Below are 20325 nucleotides of genomic sequence, written 5' to 3' on the forward strand. Positions count from 1 at the left end.
ATCGTTGCTCAGCAACGTCGATCTTGGAGACCCTCATCTGTTCACTCAGCAACCACCCACGTCCACGCAGGTGACCCCAGTCATCACTCGTCTAGGGTTCACCGGCGCGACGATGTCCTCGGACCTGATCACCGTGCAGGTCTTCGAACCGAACGGCACCCCGGTGCTCTGGGACGGCGGTGACGGGTACTCGTACCCGCGGACCTGGGCCGGACTGCCCGGCGGTGACCTGGACTTCACCACCTCGTTCGCCGGGACGTACACCGTGCTGCTCGGCACCGAGGATCTGGCCACCGGCTCGATCACGGTGACCGCCTCGGCGCCGGTAGCCGCGGGCGCGCTCACCCTCGGTACCGCGAAGTCCGTGAGCATCCCGAGGCCGGGCCAGGACGCGATCGTCACCTTCGCGGGCACCGCGAATCAGGCGCTGAGCCTCTCCTTCGCGAGCTACACCCCGGCGTACCTGCCGCGGCTCACGCTGACCGGGCCGGACGGCACCGTGCTCGCCGCGGGGTACGTCGACGACCTCTGGGTGGACCTGCCGACCCTGCCCAGCACCGGCACGTACACGTTGCGGATCAGCCCGTACTCCAGCTCCGGGACGTTCTCGCTCACCCTGCTGGAACGGCAGAGCGCCGGCGCGCTCAGCCTGACCGGGGCGGGGACCACCGTCACCTTCGGCACAGCCGGGCGATCCGCCGACGCGACCCTTGCCGGGACCGCGGGACAGGAGATCACCTTCGCGTTCAGCGGCTGGACCCTGCCCGCCACCGGATCTCTGCGGGTGCGGATCACCGACCCGGCCGGGACGCCCGTCATCGACGGTGCGGTGGGCAGCCTCCAGACGTTCCGGTACACCACGGCGGTGACCGGCACCTACCGGACGACGCTGACCCCGCTGAACGGCGCGACCGGTGCGGTCACCGTCACCGTCTCGCCGGTACAGGCCGGTGGGGCGCTGGCCATCGGCACCGCGAAGACCACCAGCTCGCCCCGGGTCGGCCAGGCCACCCGGCTCACCCTCGCCGGCACCGCCGGCCAGCGGATCAGCCTCTACCTGAGCACCTACACCTACACGTACGCGGTCTGGGCCACCCTCACCCAGCCGAGCGGGGCGACGGTGTTCAGCGGCTGGCTCACGGACTACTGGGCCGCGTTGGGTGCCCTGCCCGCGACCGGCACGTATCAGCTGGTGCTGGAGCCGGTGGCGCAGACCGGCACCCTCGTGCTCACCCCGTACGAGGGGATCGACGCGGGCGCCACGACCATCGGCGGGGCGGCGAAGACCCTCACCGCGCCGAGCGCCAACCGCTATGCGGACACCACCTTCACGGTGACCGCCGGGCAGCGCCTCTCGATGGGCTTCACCGGCTGGACCTTCGCCAGCACCTCGATCTGGCTCCGGCTGGTCGACCCGTCCGGCACCGTGCTGCTCGACGGGTACGTCTCCAGCAGCTACAGCGTGGACACCCGGGCACTGGCGGCGGCCGGCACCTACCGGCTCAGCGTGATGGCCGCGGACCGCGGTGCCGGTGCGGTCGCGCTGACGCTGTCGCAGCAGGTCAACGGCGGTTCGTTCACGCTCGGCACGGCCAAGACGATCACCGCGAGCCGGGTCGGGCAGAGCACCTACGTCACGTACGCGGGCACGGCCGGCCAGACCCTCGCGCTCACCCTCACGTCGGTGACGATGCCGTACTACCCGTACGTCATCGTGCGCAACCCGGACGGCAGCGTCCTCGCCTCGCTCAGCGGCAACGCCTCGGTGACCATCCCGGCACTGCCCACCACCGGCACGTACGAGTTGCTGATCGGCCCGTACTCCTACACCGGCACGGCCGTCGCCACCCTGGTCACCCGCACGGCGGCCGCATCCGGCGACGACGCGTACCTCTCGCCGTACGCCCGGAGGAGCGCACCGGGCGAACTGACCGGGACCACCGCCGGAGCGGCGCCGAAGGCAGCCGCCGTGCCGCACCGCACGCTGCGCAAGCCGGCCACCCGGAAGGAGCCGCGCGCGGGCCTGGCCGCCACCGACGTGCCGCCCGGGACGACCGCCGGGGAGAGCTGGAAGCCGACCAGCGCCGACCTGGACGGCCAGGGGTGGAACACCGGGCGCGGCTTCACCGGGAGCTCCCCCGAGCCGTTGCGCGCGGCCGCCGCGACCACCGCGGTGAGTGGCCGCGTCCTCAACCTGCAGGACAGGCCGCTGAGCGGTGTGACCGTCACGATCGAGGGGGTCACCGCCCGCACCGACGAGAACGGCCGGTTCCTGCTCGCCGGCGTCAAGCCCGGCCACCGGGTGCTGCGCGTCGACGGCGGCGCCGACTTCGGGCTCTACGACATCGGCGTCGACGCCTCCGCCGGGCAGACCACCGTGCTCTCCTACCCGATCTGGCTGAGCCGGCTCGACCGCGAGCACACCGTCACGTTCCCCTCGCCGACCACCGGCGAGGTCACCATCACCACCCCGGCCATCCCCGGGCTGGAGGTACGCCTCCCCGCCGGTGCGGTGGTCCGCGACACCGCCGGGCGGGTGGTCACCGAGCTCGGCATCACCGCGATCCCGGTCGACCGGACACCGTTCCCGCTGCCCCGCTCGCAGGTGCCCAGCTACTTCACCGTCCAGCCGGGCAGCGCGTACGTCTTCCCCGAGGGCGCCCGGGTGATCTACCCGAACTTCACCCACGCCCGGCCCGGCGCCACGATGGACTTCTGGCACTACGACCCGGAGGGCAAGGGCTGGTTCGTCTACGGCACGGGCACCGTCACCGCCGACGGGAAGCAGGTCGTACCGGACGAGGGCACCGAGGTCTACCGGTTCACCGGCGCCATGCTGATCACGCCGGGCGCCGCCCCGCCGCCGGACGTGGCACCCCAGCCGGGCGGTGGTGCGTACGACGCCGACCCGGTCGATCTCGGCACCGGGCTGCTCGTCGACCGGCACACCGACCTCACCGTCGACGACGTCGTCCCGCTCGACCTGACCAGGACCTACCAGCAGAACGACACCGGCAAGCGGGCCTTCGGCGTCGGCGTCAACTTCACCTACGGGCTCGACCTCTACTCGGAGAACCGGTTCTACGAGTGCTGGCTGATCCTGCCGGACGGCGGCCGGATCAGGTTCCATCGGATCAGTGACGGTGGCGCCCCGCCGAACGGATACCTCAACTCGGTCCTCGCCGCCGATCCGACCCCGACCGAGTTCGCGGGCTCGGTGCTGGCCTGGAACGGCGACGGCTGGGACCTGCGGCTGAGCGACGGCACCACCTACATCTTCGGCGACGAGTCACCACTGCAGGCCATCCGTGACCGGTACGGCAACACGGTCACCATCACCCGCGCGCCCTCCGAGCCGTGGGTCGACGGGATCACCCGGGCCCGCGGGCCGATCACCCAGGTCACCTCCCCGAACGGCAAGTGGATCAGGTTCACGTACGACGCCGAGGAGCGGGTGACCAGGGCCGAGGACGTGCTCGGCCGGTCGGTGGGCTACACGTACGACAGCGCCGGGCACCTGGCCACGGTCACCGATGTCAACGGCGGCGTGACCACGTATGCGTACGGGTCCGGGCTGCTCACCACGATCAAGGATCCGCGCGGTACCACCTATCTGACCAACGAGTACGACGCGAACGGCCGGGTCACGCGGCAGACCATGCCCGGCGGGGCCACCTACGCGCTCGCCTACACCACCGACGCCACCGGCCGGGTCACCGCGACCCAGCTGACCGACCCGCGCGGCCACACCCGGCGCGTCGAGTTCAACGGCGCGGGCTACCTCGTCAGCGACACCGCGGCCCACGGCACCGCGTCGGCGCGGACCGTCGTCATCACGCGGGACGCGACGACCAACCTGCCGACCGCGTACACCGACGCGCTGAACCGGCGCACCGAGCTCACGTACGACGCGTACGGCAACATCACCGCAGTCACCGAGCTGGCCGGCTCCGGGCACGCGCGGACCACCACGATCGCGCGGGCCGGGCCGTACGACCAGGTCACCGGGGTCACCGACGCGCTCGGGCACACCGGCACGTACGGCTATCAGGCCGACGGCGCGCTGCACACGGCCGCCGACGCGCTGGGCCGCACGGTCACCCTGACGACCGACGAGAGCGGCCGGCCCACCGCGGTCACCGACGCCGCCGGGAAGACCACCACGGTCGGCTATCTGCTCGGCGATCCGGCGACGGTCACCGATCCACTCGGGAACGTCACCCGCGCCTTCACCGACGGTGCCGGCCAGGTGCGGCGCGTCACCGACGCGCAGGGCAACGTCAGCGCCGTCGCGTACGAACCGTCCGGGCAGCCCGCCACCACCACCGATCCGCTGGGCCGGACGGTCTCCCTCGCCTACGACGCCAACGGCAACCTGCGGACGGTCACCGACGCCCGGCAGCACACCACGACCTATGCGTACGACACCAGCGACCGGCTCATCACCGTGACCGATCCGCTGAACCGGGCGACCACGCTCACCTACGACACGAACGGCAACGTGGTCGGCAGGGTCGGCGCGAGCGGCACCCGCACCACGTACCGCTACGACGACCTCGACCGGCTCGATCTGGTCCGCTACGGCGTCACGAGTGACACGGCGCAGGAGAGCAGCACCGCGATCACCTACGACGCGGGGGACCGGGTACGCACGGTCGCCGACTCGGCCGGTGGTACCACCACGGTCACCCCGGACGACTTCGACCAGCCGGTGACGGTGGTCTCGCCGGGCGGCACGGTCGGGTACGCGTACGACGGGGCGGGCCGGCGCACCACGATGTCCGCGGGCGGGGAGGACACCGGGTATGCGTACAACGACGCCGACCAGCTGGTCTCGGTCACCCGGGGCGCTCAGAGCGCGGCCGTCGGCTATGACACGGCCGGTCGGCGGGCGTCGGTCACCCTTCCGGGCTCCATCGCGCAGGTTTACGCGTACGACGACGCGAGCCGCCTGACCGGGATCACCTACCAGCACGGCGGCACGGTTCTGGGGAACATCGCCTACACCCTGGACGCGGTGGGGCAGCCGGTACGCCTGGCCGGCAGCTACGCCCGGGTCGCGCTGCCGGAGGAGTACGGCCCGGTCGCGTACGACGCCGCCGATCAGGTCGGCGGTGACACGTACGACGCCGACGGCAACCTGACCTCGGACGGCGCCGCCACCTACACCTGGAACGCCCGCGGCGAGCTGACCGGGTACGACACCCCGTCGCTGAGCGTCGACTACGGCTACGACGGACTGGGCCGCCGGTCCAGCCGCAGCACCGGCGGCACCACCACCGGTTACCTCTTCGACGGCCTGAACGCGGTGCGGGAGTCGGTCGCGGGCACGGTCACCGCGTCGTCGCTCACCGGCGGGCTCGACGAGGTCTTCGCCCGTACCACGGAGGACGGCACCCAGGCCCTGCTCACCGATGCCCTGGGTAGCACCGTCGCCACGGCCGCGGCCGGCACGGTCGGTGCGGAATACACGTACGACCCGTTCGGCGCGACCACGGTGGAGGGCGACGACGCGGGCAACACGGTCCGCTTCACCGGCCGGGAGGACGAGGGCGAGGGGCTTTACTACTACCGGAACCGCTACTACTCGACGGCCCGGCAGCGCTTCCTGAGCCGTGACCCGCTCGGCCTGGCGTCGGGTGATACGAACCCGTACGCGTACGTCTACAACCAGCCGACCACGCTGGTGGACCCGATGGGCACCAAGCCGCAGGGCTCCTGCGGCTCCCCGAACAGCTTCGCCGCGGGCACCCCGGTCCTGATGGCCGACGGCACCACGAAGCCGATCGAGCAGGTCCACCCGGGAGACCGGGTCCTGGCCGGCGACCCGTCGACGGGGGAGCGGAGCGCCCAGACGGTCACCGCCCACATCACCGGCAACGGCGACAAGACCCTGATCGCGGTCACGACGACGGACGGCGGCACGCTCACGGCCACCGACGGCCACCCGTTCTGGGTCGACCGTGACGGCGACCCGTCCACGCCGGGCGGCGACTGGGTCGACGCGGCGGAGCTCCGCCAGGGCCAGTGGTTGCGCACGTCGGACGGCCGCCTGGTCCGGGTCGCGGGAACACACGCGCTGCGCCAGTTCGCGTACGCCCACAACCTCACGGTCGCCAACCTCCACACGTACTACGTCCTCGCCGCCGCCACCCCGATCCTCGTCCACAACACGGACTACCCGACTGCGACCCAGCTGCGGAACTCACCGGGGGTCGCGTCCGGAGGCGAGAACCTTCCGTTTATCCGTGGGCAGTGGCTCCGGGGTTCTCACGGCAACGCCGGCATGCTTCCGGCTCAGATCGCCGACCAGTTGCGGGGACGTTCTTTCAGTGACTTCGGTGAGTTCCGTGAGGCGTTCTGGAGGGCGGTCGGCAATGACCCGGCGCTGTCCTCGCAGTTCAAACCCAGCGGTCAGTCGAACATGCGTAACGGGAAATCCCCGTGGGTGGCGGAGATCCAGCAGTATCGCGGCGCCACTCGCTATTCACTGCACCACGTCGTTCCGATCTCTCAGGGCGGCGGGGTCTATGATCTCGGCAACCTCGTGGTCGTGACACCCAGATATCATGCCGACATCCTCGACCCGGACTATCACGGATGCAGGTGACCGATGGAGCAGGGAGAGTTGCGGGCGAGGTGCCTCGAACTGGTCCGGCTGATCCGTTCGGGTGCTGGATCCGAGGCGGACGGTGACGCGGGCTACCGGGAGCTGCAACGGTTGAAGCCCAACCCGCACTGGTCGGATCTGATGTTCTATCGGACTCCCGAGTTGCCGGACGACGAGGTCGTCGAGCAGGGTCTCGCCTACCGGCCGATGGCGCTGTAGGTGGGGAGCGAGGCTGTCGCCTCGCTCCCCACCCATCGCTACTTCAGGAACGCCAGTGTCGTGCTGACGAAGTGGGGGGACAGGAACATGTCGTAGTGCGTCACGCCGGGCAGGATGCCCAGCGCGTGGCCGCCCTTCGGCCGTCCCTCGCCGGTCCAGCCGCCGTCCCGCAGGCCGCCGTCGAGCAGCGCGAACACCTCGACGAAGTGGCTCGGCGGGCACATGTCGGCGTCTCCCGCCAGGATCAGCGTCGGGATGCTCAGCGCCCGGACCTCCTCGGTGTAGTCGTAGTCGACCGCCATCGCCGCGCCGATCTTCTCCAGCAGCCGCGGGAAGTCCTCCGGGCGGGGCGCCACCCGGGCGTACAGCTCGTACATCGGGGTCTGCTTCATGAACGCGGCCGCCGCGGCGTTCACCTGGCCCTGCTGCGCCAGGATGTCCGGGTACATCGCGTTCCGGCGGATCCCGGCCGACGCCGCGACCAGCTTGCCGACCCGCTCCGGGTGCTGGAAGGCCACCTGGTACGCCACCCCGCCACCCAGCGAGTAGCCCACCACGTCCGGCTTCTCCAGACCGAGGTGCTCGATCAGCGCGGCGATGTCGGCGCCCATCGTCCGGATGTCCAGCGGCCGGTCCACGTCCGCGGTCCGGCCGTGTCCCTGCAGGTCGGGCAGGATCACCCGGCGCTTCTCCGCGAACGTGGGCAGGACCGGCGCGAACATCTCGCCGGAGCCCAGTCCGCCGTGCAGCAGCACCAGCGGGCGCCCCTCGCCGTGCTCCTCGTAGTACAGGTCGATGCCGTTCACCGCGGCGTACATGAGCTGCTCCTGACGGTCGTTTCCCAGGTAGACGGCCCCGCCGGGTGGAACTCATCGGTGGTGCCCGGAGTATTTTCGGCGGCGTGGACGACATGGCGGCGGAGCTCGACACTTTCCGGGCGGAACTGACCGGATACTGCTACCGGATGCTCGGCTCGGCGTTCGAGGCGGAGGACGCGGTGCAGGACACCATGGTCAAGGCGTGGCGCGGCTACCAGGACTTCGAGGGCCGTGCCTCGGTCCGCTCCTGGATCTACCGGATCGCCACCAACGTCTGCCTCGACATGCTCGCGGCCGCCCAGCGCCGGGTCCGGCCGATGGACCTCGGGCCGTCGGGCTCCGGTCACGCTACCGATCCCGGCGAGCCGCGTCCCGACCGGGTCTGGCTCGGCCCGGTCCCGGACGCGCGCGTCCTGCCGGAGGGCGCCGACCCCGCTCACCTGGTCGCCGAGCGCGAGTCGATCCGGCTGGCCTTCGTCGCCGCGCTCCAGCACCTGCCGCCGCGCCAGCGGGTGGTCCTGATCCTGCGCGAGGTCCTCGCCTGGTCGGCGCAGGAGGTCGCCGGTCTGCTCGGCGTCTCGGTCCCCAGCGTCAACAGCGCGCTGCAGCGGGCCCGGGCCACCCTAGCCGCCGCGTCGCCGTCGGCCGGCGACACCTTCCAGCCCCTCGACGAGGTGCAACGGTCCCTCCTGGCGCGTTACACGGTCGCCTTCCAGACGTACGATCTCCGCGCGCTCACCACGCTCCTCCACGAGGACGCGACGCTCTCGATGCCGCCGCTGCCGCTCTGGCTGCGCGGCCCGTCCGAGATCGCCGCGTGGATGTCCGGCACCGGCAGCGGCTGCCGTGACTCCCGCCTGGTCCCGGTCGCGGCGAACGGCCTGCCCGCCTTCGCCCAGTACCGCGACGGCGGCCGCACCCCGTGGTCCCTGATCGTCCTGGAGACCCGCGCCGGCCGGATCACGTCGGTCACCAACTTCCTCGACACCGCCCGCCTCTTCCCCCTGTTCGGGCTCCCGGCCCATGTTTGACCGCGTCGATCTCGGGACCGTTCCGTATGCCGAGGCCCTGGACCGGATGGCCGGCTGGGCCGAGGAGCGCCGCGCGGGGCTGGCCCCCGACCGCCTCTTCCTGCTCACTCACCCACCCGTGATCACATACGGTCGGCACACCCCGCCCGCGGACCTCCCCAGCGAGCCCTGGCTCCCGCTGGTCCCGGTCGACCGGGGCGGCCACGCCACCTACCACGGGCCCGGCCAGCTCATCGGCTACCTGGTCGTCAACCTCCGCGAGCGTGGACCCGCCGACGTCGTCCGCTGGCTGGAGCTCTCGCTGATCGCCGCCCTGGCCGACCTCGGCGTCGAGGCGGTCCGCCGGGACACCCCGCCGGGTTCGCCCAGCCTGGTCGGTGTCTGGACCCCCACCCACGAGAAGCTGATCTCCATCGGCATGCGCATCCGCGGCGGCGTGACCAGCCACGGCTTCGCCCTCAACATCGACCCGGACCTGACCGCTTTCACCCGCTTCACCGCCTGCCGCCTGGAGGGCGTCACCATGACGTCCCTCCGGCGGATCGCCGAGGCCGGCGGCCTCCCGCTCCCCACCGAGGAGGCCGTCCGCGACGCCGTCGCCGCCCACCTCACGAAAGGCTGGAGCTAGCTGGTTCCATCAGCGATACTATCTCTACGGATAGTATCGCTGATGGAACCAACACTGCGGGGTGTGGATGGTCGCATTCGTCGGGCGGAAACAGGAACTCGGCATCCTCGACGGCCTGCTCACCGAGGTACGGAACACCGCGAGCGGGGCCAAGCCGGGGCAGTGCCTGTTGATCCGGGGCCGCCGCCGGATCGGCAAGTCGAGCCTGGTCGAGGCGTTCGTGGAACGGACCGGCACGCCGGCGGTCTTCTTCACGGCGGCCGGTGCCTCCGAGGCGGTCGAGCTGGAGGCGTTCGCCGACGCGGTGAGCACCTCGGCGCTGCCCGAGCGGGAGGTCTTCGCCGACGCGCTGCCCGGCAACTGGAGTGCCGCGTTCCGCCAGCTCGCCGGGGTGTTGCCGGACGACCGGCCGAGCGTCGTGGTGATCGACGAGGTGCCGTACCTGATGGACCGGGTGGACGCCTTCGAGGGCATCCTGCAGCGGGCGTGGGACCGCGAACTGTGCCGGAAGCCGGTCCTCCTGGTGCTGATCGGTTCCGACCTGTCGATGATGGAGGCGCTCGGCTCGTACGGCCGTCCCTTCCACCAGCGCGGCCGGGAGATGGTGCTCGGGCCGCTCAACCCGGCTGAGGTGGGCGAGATGATCGGTCTCGACCCGCCCGCCGCCTTCGACGCCGCACTGGTCACCGGCGGTCTGCCGCTGATCTGCGCCGCCTGGCAGCCGGGCGCGGGACTGTGGGACTTCCTCGCCGCCCAACTCGGCAACCCGGTGTCGCCGCTGCTGGTCTCCGCGGAGCGCTCGCTGGCCGCGGAGTTCCCCGAGTCGGCGATGGCCGCGACGGTCCTCTCCGCGATCGGCAGCGGCGAGCGGACCTTCACCAACATCGCTCGCGCCGCCGGCAACATCTCGCACTCCACGCTGACCCGGGCCACCGAGACGCTCGTCGACAAGCGGATCGTCGCCGCCGAGATCCCGGTCGCGACCCGGCCGTCCCGGGAGAAGCGGTACCGGGTGACCGATCCCTACCTGCGGTTCTGGCTGACCTTCGGGCGGCCGTACCTACCCGAGATCGAGCGTCTCCGCGGCGACCTGGTCCTGAACCGGGTGCGGGTGGGCTGGGCCAGCTGGCGCGGCCGGGCGATCGAGCCACTGCTCCGTGATTCGCTGGCCCGTCTGCTGCCCGACGACCACCTGCCCTCCGCCTCGGTGGTCGGCTCCTACTGGACCCGCTCGAACAATGTGGAGATCGACGTGGTCGGCGCCGACCGGGCCCTGATCGCGCGCGAGCTGCTCTTCCTGGGTTCGATCAAGTGGCTGGAGAACGCCGCCTTCGACGACCACGACCTGGTCGCCCTCCAGCGTCACCGCACCGCCGTGACCGACGCCCCGGTCCCGCTGATCGCCCTCAGCCGTGCGGGCGTGCAGACGACCGGTCTGCACGCCGCGTACGGCCCCGCCGACCTGCTCACCGCCTGGCGCCGCTGACCCCGGCCGCCGCGTCACCCTGGACCGTGCGCCGCAGACGGCTCCCATGCTCGGTCCGGCCGGCTGACAGCGCCGCCGGCCACCGGATCCGGTGGCCGCCGGACGGGGCGGCGGCGCTGTCGGCCCGGCTCAGGAGCGGGCGGCCCGGCGGAGGTGGTGCAGGCGCCGGGTCAGGGCGGTGGTGAGGTCGGCCGGGGCGGTGGCCTCGCGGCGGGCGGCGGCGAGGGCGCGGCGGAGTTCGCCGAGCAGCAGGGCGTGCAGCTGACGCTCGTGCATGGCGACCTCCCGGTCAGCGTCCGTGGCAGGCCAGCGCGGCCCACAGGTCCGGGCGGGTCAGGTCGGTCGTGGTGGCGGTGTGGCGGTGCGGTGCGGGCAGGGACGGTGGCAGGGTGCGGTCCGGGTCGAGGAACCAGCGCTGGACGGCGCTCACCGTGGCGGCGGGGGAGAGGCCCTGCTCGGCGAAGATCAGGCGGGTCAGGAAGAGGGCCAGGCCGGCGGCGGGGGCGGGTACCGGCCAGAGCCAGCCGAGGACGCCGGAGTGGCCGTCCAGGGCGATCAGTTCGGTGCCGGACGGCACGTGCGTGAGGGATACCTCCTCGGCCAGGTAGCGGCCGGTGTCGGTGCGGATCGCCGGCAGCGCCAGCCGGGCGAGCGGCCCGGTCGCGGCGATGACCAGGTGCGGCGGCCCGGTGGCGAGACCGGTGGCGAGACCGGTGGAGACCGCGGCGAAGACGGCCGGCCAGCCGGGGTCGTCGGAGGTCAGCGGATCGGTGACCGGGATGTTGGCGAGCACCTCCAGGCGGTCGGTGAGCGGGTCGAGGCGCAGGACGCCGGCCGAGCGGGCCGCGTCGTCGGTGGGGTGCAGGTAGAGCAGCGCGGCCGCGCCCGTAGCGCGTAACGCCGCGGCGACCTCCGGCGCGGACGGGACCGGCTGGTGGTGGCCCAGGCGGAGGGCCGCGGCCGTCTCCAGCGCGAGGAAGGCCTCCTCGGCCCGGCCCTCGGCGAGCATCCAGCCGGCGTAGCGTGCCGCGTTCTCCCGGTCCTGGTCCGGGTAGCGTCCGGGATCCCGGCGGGCGTGCTCCGCCGCGACCCGTTCCCGGAAGGCCGCCGCGTCTCTGATCTCGTCCATGATCTGTCCTGACCTCTCCCGCCCCCGCTGGATGACACCCCGATGGAATGACTCAGCGTTCTGACGGACCGTTGACGATCGTGAGGGCGACGGTGACGATCCGGTCGAGGCGGGCCGGGTCGTCGATCAGGGCGGTCACCTCGTCGAGGCCGGGCTCCGCGGGCAGCGAGCCGAAGACCGCGGCGAGCACGCCGGGGACCACGTCACCGGGCTTCTCGCCGGCCCCGATCCGCTCTCGGATCAGGGTGATCGCCAGTCCGGCCAGCTCGCGGAGCAGCGCGTCCTCCCGCTCGTACGCCGGAACCAGGACCAGCGGGGTGCCCTCGGCCTCGGGCGCGGGGAACCAGACCGGCGCCTGCTTGCGGCCGAGCGGGCGCTCCACGTACTTGTCGTACCAGGAGCGGCGGCGGCGCATCGCGGCCAGCACGTGCTCGATCTCGCCCGCGACCGTACGCTCGTCCGCCGACGTGTCGCCGGTCTGCCGGGCCCGCCGCTCGGTCCACTCGGAGAGCGGCCAGAGAGTGGCGCCCGCGGTGGCCTCGACGCCGACCCACTCCAGGATCAGCCGGGCGAGCTCGCCGAGCCAGGCGTCCCCGCCCAGGCCCTCCCGGAGCAGCCACTGCGGCGGGCGCGGCTTCTGCGGCGCGCCCCGCTCGCCCCGCCGCCGCCGGTACGCGTCCACGATGGCCCGCGGCATCCGCATCACGAGCCAGCCCTCGAGGTTGGCGATCGGCACGTCCGCGTGGGTGAACAGGTCGTCCACCACCGCCTCGACGTCGTCGTGGAACCGGTCCAGGCACTCCGGCGCCAGCCGCTGGACCGCGGAGGCGCAGAGCCGGTGACCACGCCGGCGCTCGACCTGCCGGGTCACCCGGAGGAACACCAGGGGGTAGACGATCCCGGTGGCGGCGGCCCGGAGGTCACGCCGGTCGTTCTCGGACGCGGTCCGCGCGTACGCGCTGAGCCGTCCCCGGCCGGCCAGCTCGCGGACCAGGTCCTCGGTGTGGGCCACGGTGGTTCCCCTTCCCTCGTCGACGTGTCGATCGTCGGCGGAGCGGGAGCCCGTTCCCATGCTCGGCGGGAGAGATACCGGGAAATACGTACGGGCCGGGTCCGTACGTACGGACCCGGCCCGGGGTGGGTCAGGACATCTCGCTGGGGCGGGGGCCCTGGTCGAGGTCGAGGACGACGACGGGGACGGTGGCGCCGTTGAGGAAGACGGTGACCGCCCGCCCGGTGCCGTCCTCCAGCTGCAGTTCGACGGTGGTCCCGCTGTTCAGCGCGGCGCGGACCTGGGCGACGACGGCCTCCGCGCCCGCGTCGGGGATGATCCATTCCGTCTGTCCGATGACGATCTTCTTGGCCATCTGTGTGCTCCCATCCTTGAGGGGTTGTCTCAGTCCACGGGCGTGACCGAGAAGGTGAAGGAGAAGTCCTGCGGGTCGCGCCGGTGCTCGCCGGCGCCGAACCGCTCGGCCGCCAGCAGCGAGGTGCGGTAGAGCCCGATGTTCGGCCCGACCACCCCGGTGAGCAGCTCGTACGCGGTGTTCATCAGGACCGCCGCGGCGCCGACCACGGCCACCGCGAGCGCGGCCTGCGGCGCGGCCAGCGCGAGGCCGGCCACCTGGCTGCCGGCCGCCTGGACCGCCGGGCTGGTCAGCTTCTGCTCGAGCAGGTCGCCGAGGGCGAGGCTGCCCGCGGTGTCCCGGGAGACCCAGACGGCGATGTCCAGGAAGTCGACCGCGGGACCGTGATAGATCAGCACGTCGTCGAGCGGCAGACGGTCGCCGTCCCGGACGTTGCTGAAGCGCAGCGTCTCGGCCCGGTAGACGGCCTGGTCCCCGGCGCCGCCGGTGAGCACCACCGCGTCCACCCGGATGTCCGCGCCGAGCAGGGCCCGGTTGTGGCGCACGATCAGCTCGCCGATCCGGACGGCGACCCGGCCGGGCGTGCCGCCGCGCGGGACGAGCAGCCGGATCTGCGCCGCCGGGCGGTCGTCGACCAGGAAGACGGCCCGCTCGCCGGCCGGCGGCTCGGTGGGGCTGACCGTGAAGTCGATCGGCTGGACCGCGTACCGGATCGCCCCGGCCGGGCCCCGGCCCAGGTCGCGGAGCCCGCCGAAGGTCAGCTGGGCGAGGATGCTCTGCAGGGTGACGGCGCCGGTGAGCCGCGTGCCGGAGGTGCGGGCCCCGGTCTGCTGGAGGACGCCGACGTCCACCGGGCCGTCGCTGATCAGCGCCAGCACCGTCTCCGGCCGGGCGGCGGCGCGCGGCGTCTCCGGCGGCCAGTCCACGACGATGCCGTCCAGCCGCCCGGTGTCCTCGTTCCAGCCCAGGGTGTACGACGACTTCGGTTCGAGCCGGATGCCGCTGAGGTCACTCGCGGTGAGCACCGAGACCCGGGCGGCCACCCCGACGTCGATCAGCGACACGTACATCGCCTGCTCGCCGTCGTTGCGGAGACGGATGAAGACGCGCTCCCCGCCGTACGCGAAAAGCATCCCGCCGCTGAGCGGAAGCGGCTCCTCCCGCCCGTCCCGGACGCGGCCCCACTCGACGATCACGCCGTGCGTCAACGGCCGTTCCGGATCACCCGCGAGCCGCCGCAGCACGGTGGCCTGACCGACCCGCTGCAGGTTGTCCGCGACCACGCCGATCCCGTGCGGGTAGGCCGGCCACGGATGGTGCAGCGGCCCGGCGTCGTCCCGGACCACCAGCAGGCCGTCCTCGGCGGTCACCTCGGCGATCACCCGCCGGCCCTCCGCCGCCGCCCGCAGCAGCGGGCGCGACCGGATCTCCCGCTCCAGGTCCGCGGTCGCCGGGTGCGCGTGCGGCAGGCGTACGGCGAGAGCCGGCGCCGCCGCCCAGGTCCGGTACGCCCGGGCGTCGGCGGGCAGCTCCCCCGCGCCGGCCGGGCGGAACGCGGCCCGGGCCGCCGTCGGCAGCAGCCCGTCGACCACGGCGGTGCCCAGGTCGGGCCCGGTCCCGCCCGCCGCCCGTACGGCGAACTCGTCACCGACCCGGACCCCGAGCAGCGGCGCGCCGAGCACCTGGATCCGTTCCCGGTCCGCCCGGTCGACCGCGATCGGCAGGCTGTCGACCGGGTCGTACGGCTCCATCGAGAACGGCAGCCGGTTGCCCGGGCCCTCCGCCTCGGGCCGCTGTGCGGGCGCGAAGTCCTGCACCCGGCGGCGGACCGCGTCGATCAGCGTCGCCCAGCTCACCCGCATCCCGGCGCTGTCCCGCAGCGCCCGGGTCAGCGCGTCGGTGAACAGCCCCATCCGCAGCCCGTCGTCGCGAGCGCCCTCCCACGCCGCCTGCTCCGGCGCGCAGGCGACCACCCGGACCGCGTGCGGATTGCTGATCAGGTGCCGCCGGCTCACGTCCAGCCCGTCCCGGACCAGCCCGCGCAGGTGCTCGCGGACCCGGTCGTACGCCGGCACCTCGCGCAGCATCGACCTGATGCGCAGCCGCACGTCCCGCGACATGTGCGACGCATGGCAGCAGTCCAGGATCACCGTGGTGTTCCGGGTGACCCGGGTCAGCCGCTCCAGCAGCACCGAGAGCTCGACACCGGTGATGCCGCGGAAGTCGTCCGGGGTGTCGGTCCAGTCGTCCGGCACGATGAACGGGATGTCCGGGCCGTCGCCGAGGAGCCGGCCGCCGTGCCCGCTGTAGTAGAGGACGACCGCGTCGTCCGGGCGGGCGTCCGCGATGAGCCGCTCGTACGCCTCCAGGATCCCGTTGCGGGTGGCGTTCGGGGTGACGAGCCGCTCGACGAGGAATTCGCGGGACCGCAGCGCCGCGTCCATCGCCGTGACGTCGTGGAGCACGCCGCTCAGGCCGTTGGTCTCCGCACCGATCAGGAGGGCTTTTCGCGTCATGCCCGTTCCTGACGGACAGGTCGCCGCCCTAACCGAACCATCCCGCGCGGCGGGCGAGGGTGACCGCCTCCAGGTTGCTGCGTACCGCAAGCTTTTTATAGATCTTGCTCAACTGGGTCTCCACGGTGCGTCGCGAGACACCTCGCGCGCGGGTGATCCGGGCCGTGTCGAAGCCCTGGTAGAGCATCGCGTAGACCTCGAGCTCGGCCCGGGTCAGACCGTGCGGCCGGACCGGGTCGGCCGGCTCGTCGAGGTCGACACCGAGCGCCGCCACCTGTTCCAGCAGCGGCCGGGCACCCAGCGCCTCCGCCTCCCGGTAGGCCTCCCGGGCGACCCGCTGCGCCCAGACCGGATCATCGGCCGCCTGCGCCGCGGCGGCCTCGCGCCAGCGTGCGTACGCCGCCGGGAACGGCCGTTCCAGCGTCACCCAGCCGTCGGCCACCCGCTTCCACGTCGCGGGCTCGTCCCGCCCGGCGATCCGCCGGCGCTCCGCCGCGCCCAGTGCGATCAGCTGCCGCACCTCGGCCGGCTGCTCCTCGCCGCGCAGCGCGGCACCGGCCTCCAGCGCGAAGGCGTCCGCCCGCTCCGGCGCGCACCGGTAGCCCACCGCGCAGAGCCGGAGCAGCTCCAGGGTGTTCTCCCCGTCCCGGACCGCCGCCACCCCCAGGGCCACCTCCCGGGCCGCCCGGGCCGGATCACCCTCGCCGATGGCCAGCTCGGCGCGGACCGCGTGCAGCGGCCCGAGGAACCGCGGATCGCTGCCGTGCTCCACGTGCTCGATCGAGGCGAGCAGCTCGCGTGCCTGCGGGAACCGGCCGCGCCCCACCGTCACCTCGGCGAGCGTCAGCCGGGGGTAGAGGCTCTCCCGTGGCGGCCGGGCCAGCGAGACCTCCGTGATGATCTTCTCGACCTCGTCCCACTCGCCGAGCAGCACGAGCACCGCGCTGGCGTTGTTCGCCAGCACGGCGCCCTGCCGGGTGTTCGCGAGATCGAGCCGCCGGGCCTCCCGCAGCCCCTCCATGGTCACCGCCGCCGCCTCGCGCAGCCGCCCGGCGTGTTCCAGGATCAAACCCAGATTGCCGTACGCCCGGAGCAGGTCCTCGATGTGCTGCTCGGCGCGCGCGACGTCCAGGGCCTGCCGCAGCCGGCGCTCCCCTTCGGGGTCACCCCGCATGCCGAGCGCGAGCCCGGAGATGTTCAGCGCCCGCCCCTCCTCGGTGCGCGCACCCACCTCGCGGGCCAGCCGGAGTGCCCCGGCGGCCAGGTCGCCGCCCGCGGTGTACTGCCCCGCCTGCAGCCGGGCGAGCGCGAGACCGGCGAGCACCCGGGCCTTCGCCGCCGACGCGGCCCGGGGCTCCAGGGCCGCCCACGCGCGCTCGTAGACGGCCACCGACTCGGCCCGCCGGCCCGCCTCCCAGAGGTGGTTGGCGAGCCGTTCGTCGAGCTCGGGGGTGTCCGCGAGGGTGCGCGCCTGCTCGGCGTACGCCACCGCCCGGTCCACGTGGCCGGACCAGCGCGCCGCGTTCGCCGCCCGGACCAGGAGCTCCACCCGGTCCAGCCCCGCCCGTTCCGCGGCACCGCCGCGTCGCTCGCCGGGCCCGCCGGGTTCGACGGTGGCCCGTTCGGCGTCGTCGACGCGGGACCAGAGGGCCAGCGCGCGCCCGTACTGGACCGCGGCGGAGGGGAACGCCAGGGTGCGCGTCGCGGCGTCGCCGGCCTGCACCGCCGCGGCGAGCGCCTGCGGCCAGACCCCGGCGTGGTACCAGTGGCTGGCCTGCTCGGCGGCGACCGACCGCTCGTCCAGGCAGAGCCGCGGGTCGGCCTCGATGGCGCGGGCCATCGCCAGGTGCAGGTCGACCCGGGTGTCCCGGACGGTCGACTGGTACACCGCCTCCCGCAGCAGCGCGTGCCGGAACCGGTAGACGTCCGGCTCCCGCTCGGCGCCGGTGAGCATCTGCCGGTCGAAGCACTCCTGCAGAGCCTCGTGCAGCGCCTCGCCGCGCAGGTCGCTGACCGTGCGCAGCAGACGGCGGCTCATCGCGCGGCCCGCCACCGCGGCCACCCGGAGCACCTTGATCGCGTCCCGGCCGAGATCGCCGAGCCGGGCCAGGACCACCGAGCTCATGTCCGGTGGGAGACGGACGTCCTCCGGGTCGTCGAGGGCGCCCGCGGCCATCAGCTGTTCCGCGTAGAACGGGATGCCGTCCGACCACTCCAGGCACCGGCGCACCAGATCCTGATCGTCGCTGTCCAGGAACGAGCGCAGCTCGTCGAGGTCGAAGCCGCGCAGCGCGATCCGCTCGGTGCGCCGCAGGAACGCCGAGCTGGCCAGCAGCTGCCACAGCGGGTCGCCGCGGCCCAGCTCGTTCGACCGGTAGCTGCAGACCAGCAGCAGGCGGCGGTCGTCCTGCCGGGCCTGGCCGAGGTGCCGGACCAGGTCGAGGGTGGACTCGTCGGCCCAGTGCAGATCCTCCAGGATCAGCACCACCGGTGCGTCCGCGCCGATCCGGTCGAGCATCCGGCGGACCGCGAGGAAGACCTGCTGCGGCGCGCCCATCGGGTCGCCGCCGAAGTCGAAGAACGCGCTGAGCCGGGTGTACGCCTCGCCGCCCAGCTCCTCGGCGCGGGCCTGGCCGTGCTCGTGGCCGAAGCCCTCGAGCGCGTCGAGCAGGGGTCCGTACGGCATCGGGTCGCCGAAGTGCTCCTCGGCCGCGCCGGTCAGCAGGTGGGCGCCGGTCGCGCGGGCCCGGGCGGCGAACTCGGCCAGCAGCCGGCTCTTGCCGACCCCGGCCTCGCCGCCGATCAGCACCGTCCGGGCATGCCCGCGCCCGGCGTCCGCCAGGCGCTGTCCCAGCAGGTCGAGCTCATGTCCGCGGCCGATGAAGAAGGACACCCGCCGACCCCCTCTGCGCCTGGAAGGTCACCCACTGTGTCGCATGGGGCGGTCCGCGGTGAAGGGGCCCAATGGTCCACACCGGATGGTCGATCGGGGGACCCGATGGACCATCGGCTGGCGACGGGGAGCGGGGCGGGCCGGCCTCGCTCCCCGTCCGGGTTGTGCAGCACTGCGTGGACGGAGCCGTTGCCACGCGGGGGATGTTGCTGCCTCTCGATTCTCGTAGGGGACGGATCGTACTTTGGGAGCGCTCCCAGTTAACCGGACTGTAGCAGAGATTGCGGGTTTGTTACCGGTCTACGCGGAGGCGCAGTTCACCGTGGGCGCCGCCGGTGTGCCCGCGGCGATGAAGCCGAAGGTGGTGGATCCTCCGGCACTCAGCGCCCCGTTGTACGACGCGTTCGTCGCCTGGATGTCGTTTCCGCTGGTCAGCACCGTGGCGTTCCACGACTGCTGTACGGTCTGCGCCGCGCCGTAGGTGAGCGTCACCGCCCACGCCTTGATCGCCGCGCTGCCCGCCGTGACCGTCACCGTCGCCTGGTACGCGCCGGACCACTGCGAGGCGACGGCGACCGCGGCCGAGCAGCCGCTCCCCGTCGACGGCGGCGTGGTGGTGGGCGACGTGGTCGGTGTCGTGGTGGTCGGCGACGTGGTGGGGGAGCTCGTCGGGGAACTCGTGGGCGTGGTCGTACCGCCGAAGTTGACGTCGCTGCAGAAGTAGTAGGACTGGTCCAGGTGGCTGGCCTGCCAGATGGTGTAGACCATGGCCCGGCCGGTGCGCCCGGAGACGCTCACCGGGATGTCCATCTGCACGCCGTTGCTCAGCTGCTCGGTCCACTGGTCGGCCGGGGTGTCGCCGACCTGGCTGACCAGATCGAGATCGGACCAGGCCAGCGGCTCGGTGATCGGGTCGTACCCCGGCTTGGTGACGTAGACCCAGATGTAGTCGGCGCCGTGCCGGGCGCCGTCGAACAGTTGCAGGGTGAACGAGTTCGCGACGTCGGCCGCCTTCCAGTCGCCGATCGTGTCCATCGCCGCGTACCGGCCGTTCTGGGTCAGCCCGGCGCTGCACAGCTGGCCGTCCGGGATCGCCCCCTGATGGTCGCCGGCGACGCCCTCCCGGTAGAGGCCGTTCCAGTTCCACATCGCCTGCGGGTCGGCCTGCCAGGCCTGGTAACACATCGGGTCCTCGGTCGCCATCTCCGGCGCCTGGAAGTCGTCGCCCCACCGCTCGAAGCAGCCGTAGTTGCGCGAGGCGGGACTGAGCACGTTGCCGTGCGCGGCGGCGGGCCCGCCCGAGACGGCGAGCACGGTGATGGTCGCGGCGACCGCCGCCACCAGCGCGGATATCAGGATCTTTCGCATGGTTCTCAGCACTCCGTGAGTCGTGGCCGCGCACGTTCGGACATGGCGGCCCGGGGGCGGGACGGCGGAAGGTGCCCGTGCTTCCGCGACCGCGTGGCTCCGGCGGCAGTGCTGTGCGCCCAGACTGCCCAGCGGATCGAGCAAAGTCAATGATGTGGAAAATTCGGCTCTGGCACGGCCGTGGTGATCGGTGGTTGTTGATGTCAGTCGGCCAGGATGATCCGGTGGCGGAGCAAATCGGTGTTCGCGCGGCCATACAT

At 72.8% G+C, this 20325-nt stretch carries 13 protein-coding genes; 5 read left to right on the forward strand and 8 right to left on the reverse strand.

Annotated features, from left to right (window positions below; all coding sequences use genetic code 11):
• The first annotated feature begins 112 nt into the window (after nucleotides 1-112).
• Nucleotides 113-6610 (forward strand): RHS repeat-associated core domain-containing protein, encoded by a 6498-nt coding sequence (locus tag AB0M08_RS45135; RefSeq protein ID WP_364507826.1) that lies wholly within the window; start codon nucleotides 113-115, stop codon nucleotides 6608-6610.
• Between the two features lie 3 nt (nucleotides 6611-6613).
• Nucleotides 6614-6829: a hypothetical protein gene (locus AB0M08_RS45140; RefSeq protein WP_364507829.1), complete on the forward strand. Its 216-nt coding sequence runs from the start codon at nucleotides 6614-6616 to the stop codon at nucleotides 6827-6829.
• Nucleotides 6830-6867: 38 nt separating this feature from the next.
• On the opposite strand, the gene AB0M08_RS45145 is transcribed toward AB0M08_RS45140, so the two are convergent.
• A complete protein-coding gene (locus tag AB0M08_RS45145) occupies nucleotides 6868-7647 on the reverse strand; it encodes an alpha/beta hydrolase (RefSeq protein WP_364507832.1) in 780 nt (259 codons plus the stop codon).
• Between the two features lie 92 nt (nucleotides 7648-7739).
• Between AB0M08_RS45145 and AB0M08_RS45150 the strand changes: the two genes are divergently transcribed.
• From AB0M08_RS45150 to AB0M08_RS45160, 3 genes are all read left to right on the forward strand, one after another.
• The gene (locus tag AB0M08_RS45150; protein ID WP_364507862.1) at nucleotides 7740-8678 is read left to right on the forward strand and encodes a sigma-70 family RNA polymerase sigma factor; all 939 of its coding nucleotides are present in this window, start codon (nucleotides 7740-7742) and stop codon (nucleotides 8676-8678) included.
• Complete coding sequence (lipB, locus tag AB0M08_RS45155; protein ID WP_364507835.1) at nucleotides 8671-9306, forward strand: lipoyl(octanoyl) transferase LipB; 636 nt, start codon at nucleotides 8671-8673, stop codon at nucleotides 9304-9306. Before AB0M08_RS45150 ends, lipB begins: the two co-directional genes overlap by 8 nt.
• A 67-nt stretch (nucleotides 9307-9373) precedes the next feature.
• On the forward strand, nucleotides 9374-10792 hold the full coding sequence (locus AB0M08_RS45160; protein ID WP_364507838.1) for an ATP-binding protein: 1419 nt from the start codon (nucleotides 9374-9376) through the stop codon (nucleotides 10790-10792).
• Between the two features lie 129 nt (nucleotides 10793-10921).
• Here AB0M08_RS45160 and AB0M08_RS45165 read toward each other — a convergent pair whose 3' ends face one another.
• From AB0M08_RS45165 to AB0M08_RS45195, 7 genes are all read right to left on the reverse strand, one after another.
• Nucleotides 10922-11068, reverse strand: a complete 147-nt coding sequence (locus tag AB0M08_RS45165; RefSeq protein ID WP_364507841.1) for a hypothetical protein — start codon at nucleotides 11066-11068, stop codon at nucleotides 10922-10924.
• A gap of 13 nt (nucleotides 11069-11081) precedes the next feature.
• Nucleotides 11082-11921: a hypothetical protein gene (locus AB0M08_RS45170; protein WP_364507844.1), complete on the reverse strand. Its 840-nt coding sequence runs from the start codon at nucleotides 11919-11921 to the stop codon at nucleotides 11082-11084.
• A 52-nt stretch (nucleotides 11922-11973) separates the two neighbouring features.
• Entirely contained in the window at nucleotides 11974-12933 is a 960-nt protein-coding gene (locus AB0M08_RS45175) for a hypothetical protein (RefSeq protein WP_364507847.1), read from the reverse strand.
• 130 nt (nucleotides 12934-13063) lie between these two features.
• Complete coding sequence (locus AB0M08_RS45180; protein WP_364507850.1) at nucleotides 13064-13288, reverse strand: hypothetical protein; 225 nt, start codon at nucleotides 13286-13288, stop codon at nucleotides 13064-13066.
• Between the two features lie 29 nt (nucleotides 13289-13317).
• Nucleotides 13318-15804: a caspase family protein gene (locus tag AB0M08_RS45185; protein ID WP_364507853.1), complete on the reverse strand. Its 2487-nt coding sequence runs from the start codon at nucleotides 15802-15804 to the stop codon at nucleotides 13318-13320.
• Nucleotides 15805-15832: 28 nt separating this feature from the next.
• Nucleotides 15833-18697, reverse strand: a complete 2865-nt coding sequence (locus AB0M08_RS45190) for an AAA family ATPase (protein ID WP_364507856.1) — start codon at nucleotides 18695-18697, stop codon at nucleotides 15833-15835.
• Nucleotides 18698-18997: 300 nt separating this feature from the next.
• Complete coding sequence (locus AB0M08_RS45195; RefSeq protein WP_364507859.1) at nucleotides 18998-20065, reverse strand: lytic polysaccharide monooxygenase; 1068 nt, start codon at nucleotides 20063-20065, stop codon at nucleotides 18998-19000.
• Between the last annotated feature and the right edge of the window lie 260 nt (nucleotides 20066-20325).

Origin of the sequence: Actinoplanes sp. NPDC051851 (genome assembly GCF_040681165.1) — a bacterium.
GTDB lineage: Bacteria > Actinomycetota > Actinomycetes > Mycobacteriales > Micromonosporaceae > Actinoplanes.

Bases quoted from the DNA above. Each gene is read 5' to 3' on its own strand.
- AB0M08_RS45135 (WP_364507826.1), top strand. From the start codon at position 113: ATGTCCTCGGACCTGATCACCGTGCAGGTCTTCGAACCGAACGGCACC.
- AB0M08_RS45140 (WP_364507829.1), top strand. From the start codon at position 6,614: ATGGAGCAGGGAGAGTTGCGGGCGAGGTGCCTCGAACTGGTCCGGCTG.
- AB0M08_RS45145 (WP_364507832.1), bottom strand. From the start codon at position 7,647: ATGTACGCCGCGGTGAACGGCATCGACCTGTACTACGAGGAGCACGGC.
- AB0M08_RS45150 (WP_364507862.1), top strand. From the start codon at position 7,740: ATGGCGGCGGAGCTCGACACTTTCCGGGCGGAACTGACCGGATACTGC.
- lipB (WP_364507835.1), top strand. From the start codon at position 8,671: ATGTTTGACCGCGTCGATCTCGGGACCGTTCCGTATGCCGAGGCCCTG.
- AB0M08_RS45160 (WP_364507838.1), top strand. From the start codon at position 9,374: ATGGTCGCATTCGTCGGGCGGAAACAGGAACTCGGCATCCTCGACGGC.
- AB0M08_RS45165 (WP_364507841.1), bottom strand. From the start codon at position 11,068: ATGCACGAGCGTCAGCTGCACGCCCTGCTGCTCGGCGAACTCCGCCGC.
- AB0M08_RS45170 (WP_364507844.1), bottom strand. From the start codon at position 11,921: ATGGACGAGATCAGAGACGCGGCGGCCTTCCGGGAACGGGTCGCGGCG.
- AB0M08_RS45180 (WP_364507850.1), bottom strand. From the start codon at position 13,288: ATGGCCAAGAAGATCGTCATCGGACAGACGGAATGGATCATCCCCGAC.
- AB0M08_RS45185 (WP_364507853.1), bottom strand. From the start codon at position 15,804: ATGACGCGAAAAGCCCTCCTGATCGGTGCGGAGACCAACGGCCTGAGC.
- AB0M08_RS45195 (WP_364507859.1), bottom strand. From the start codon at position 20,065: ATGCGAAAGATCCTGATATCCGCGCTGGTGGCGGCGGTCGCCGCGACC.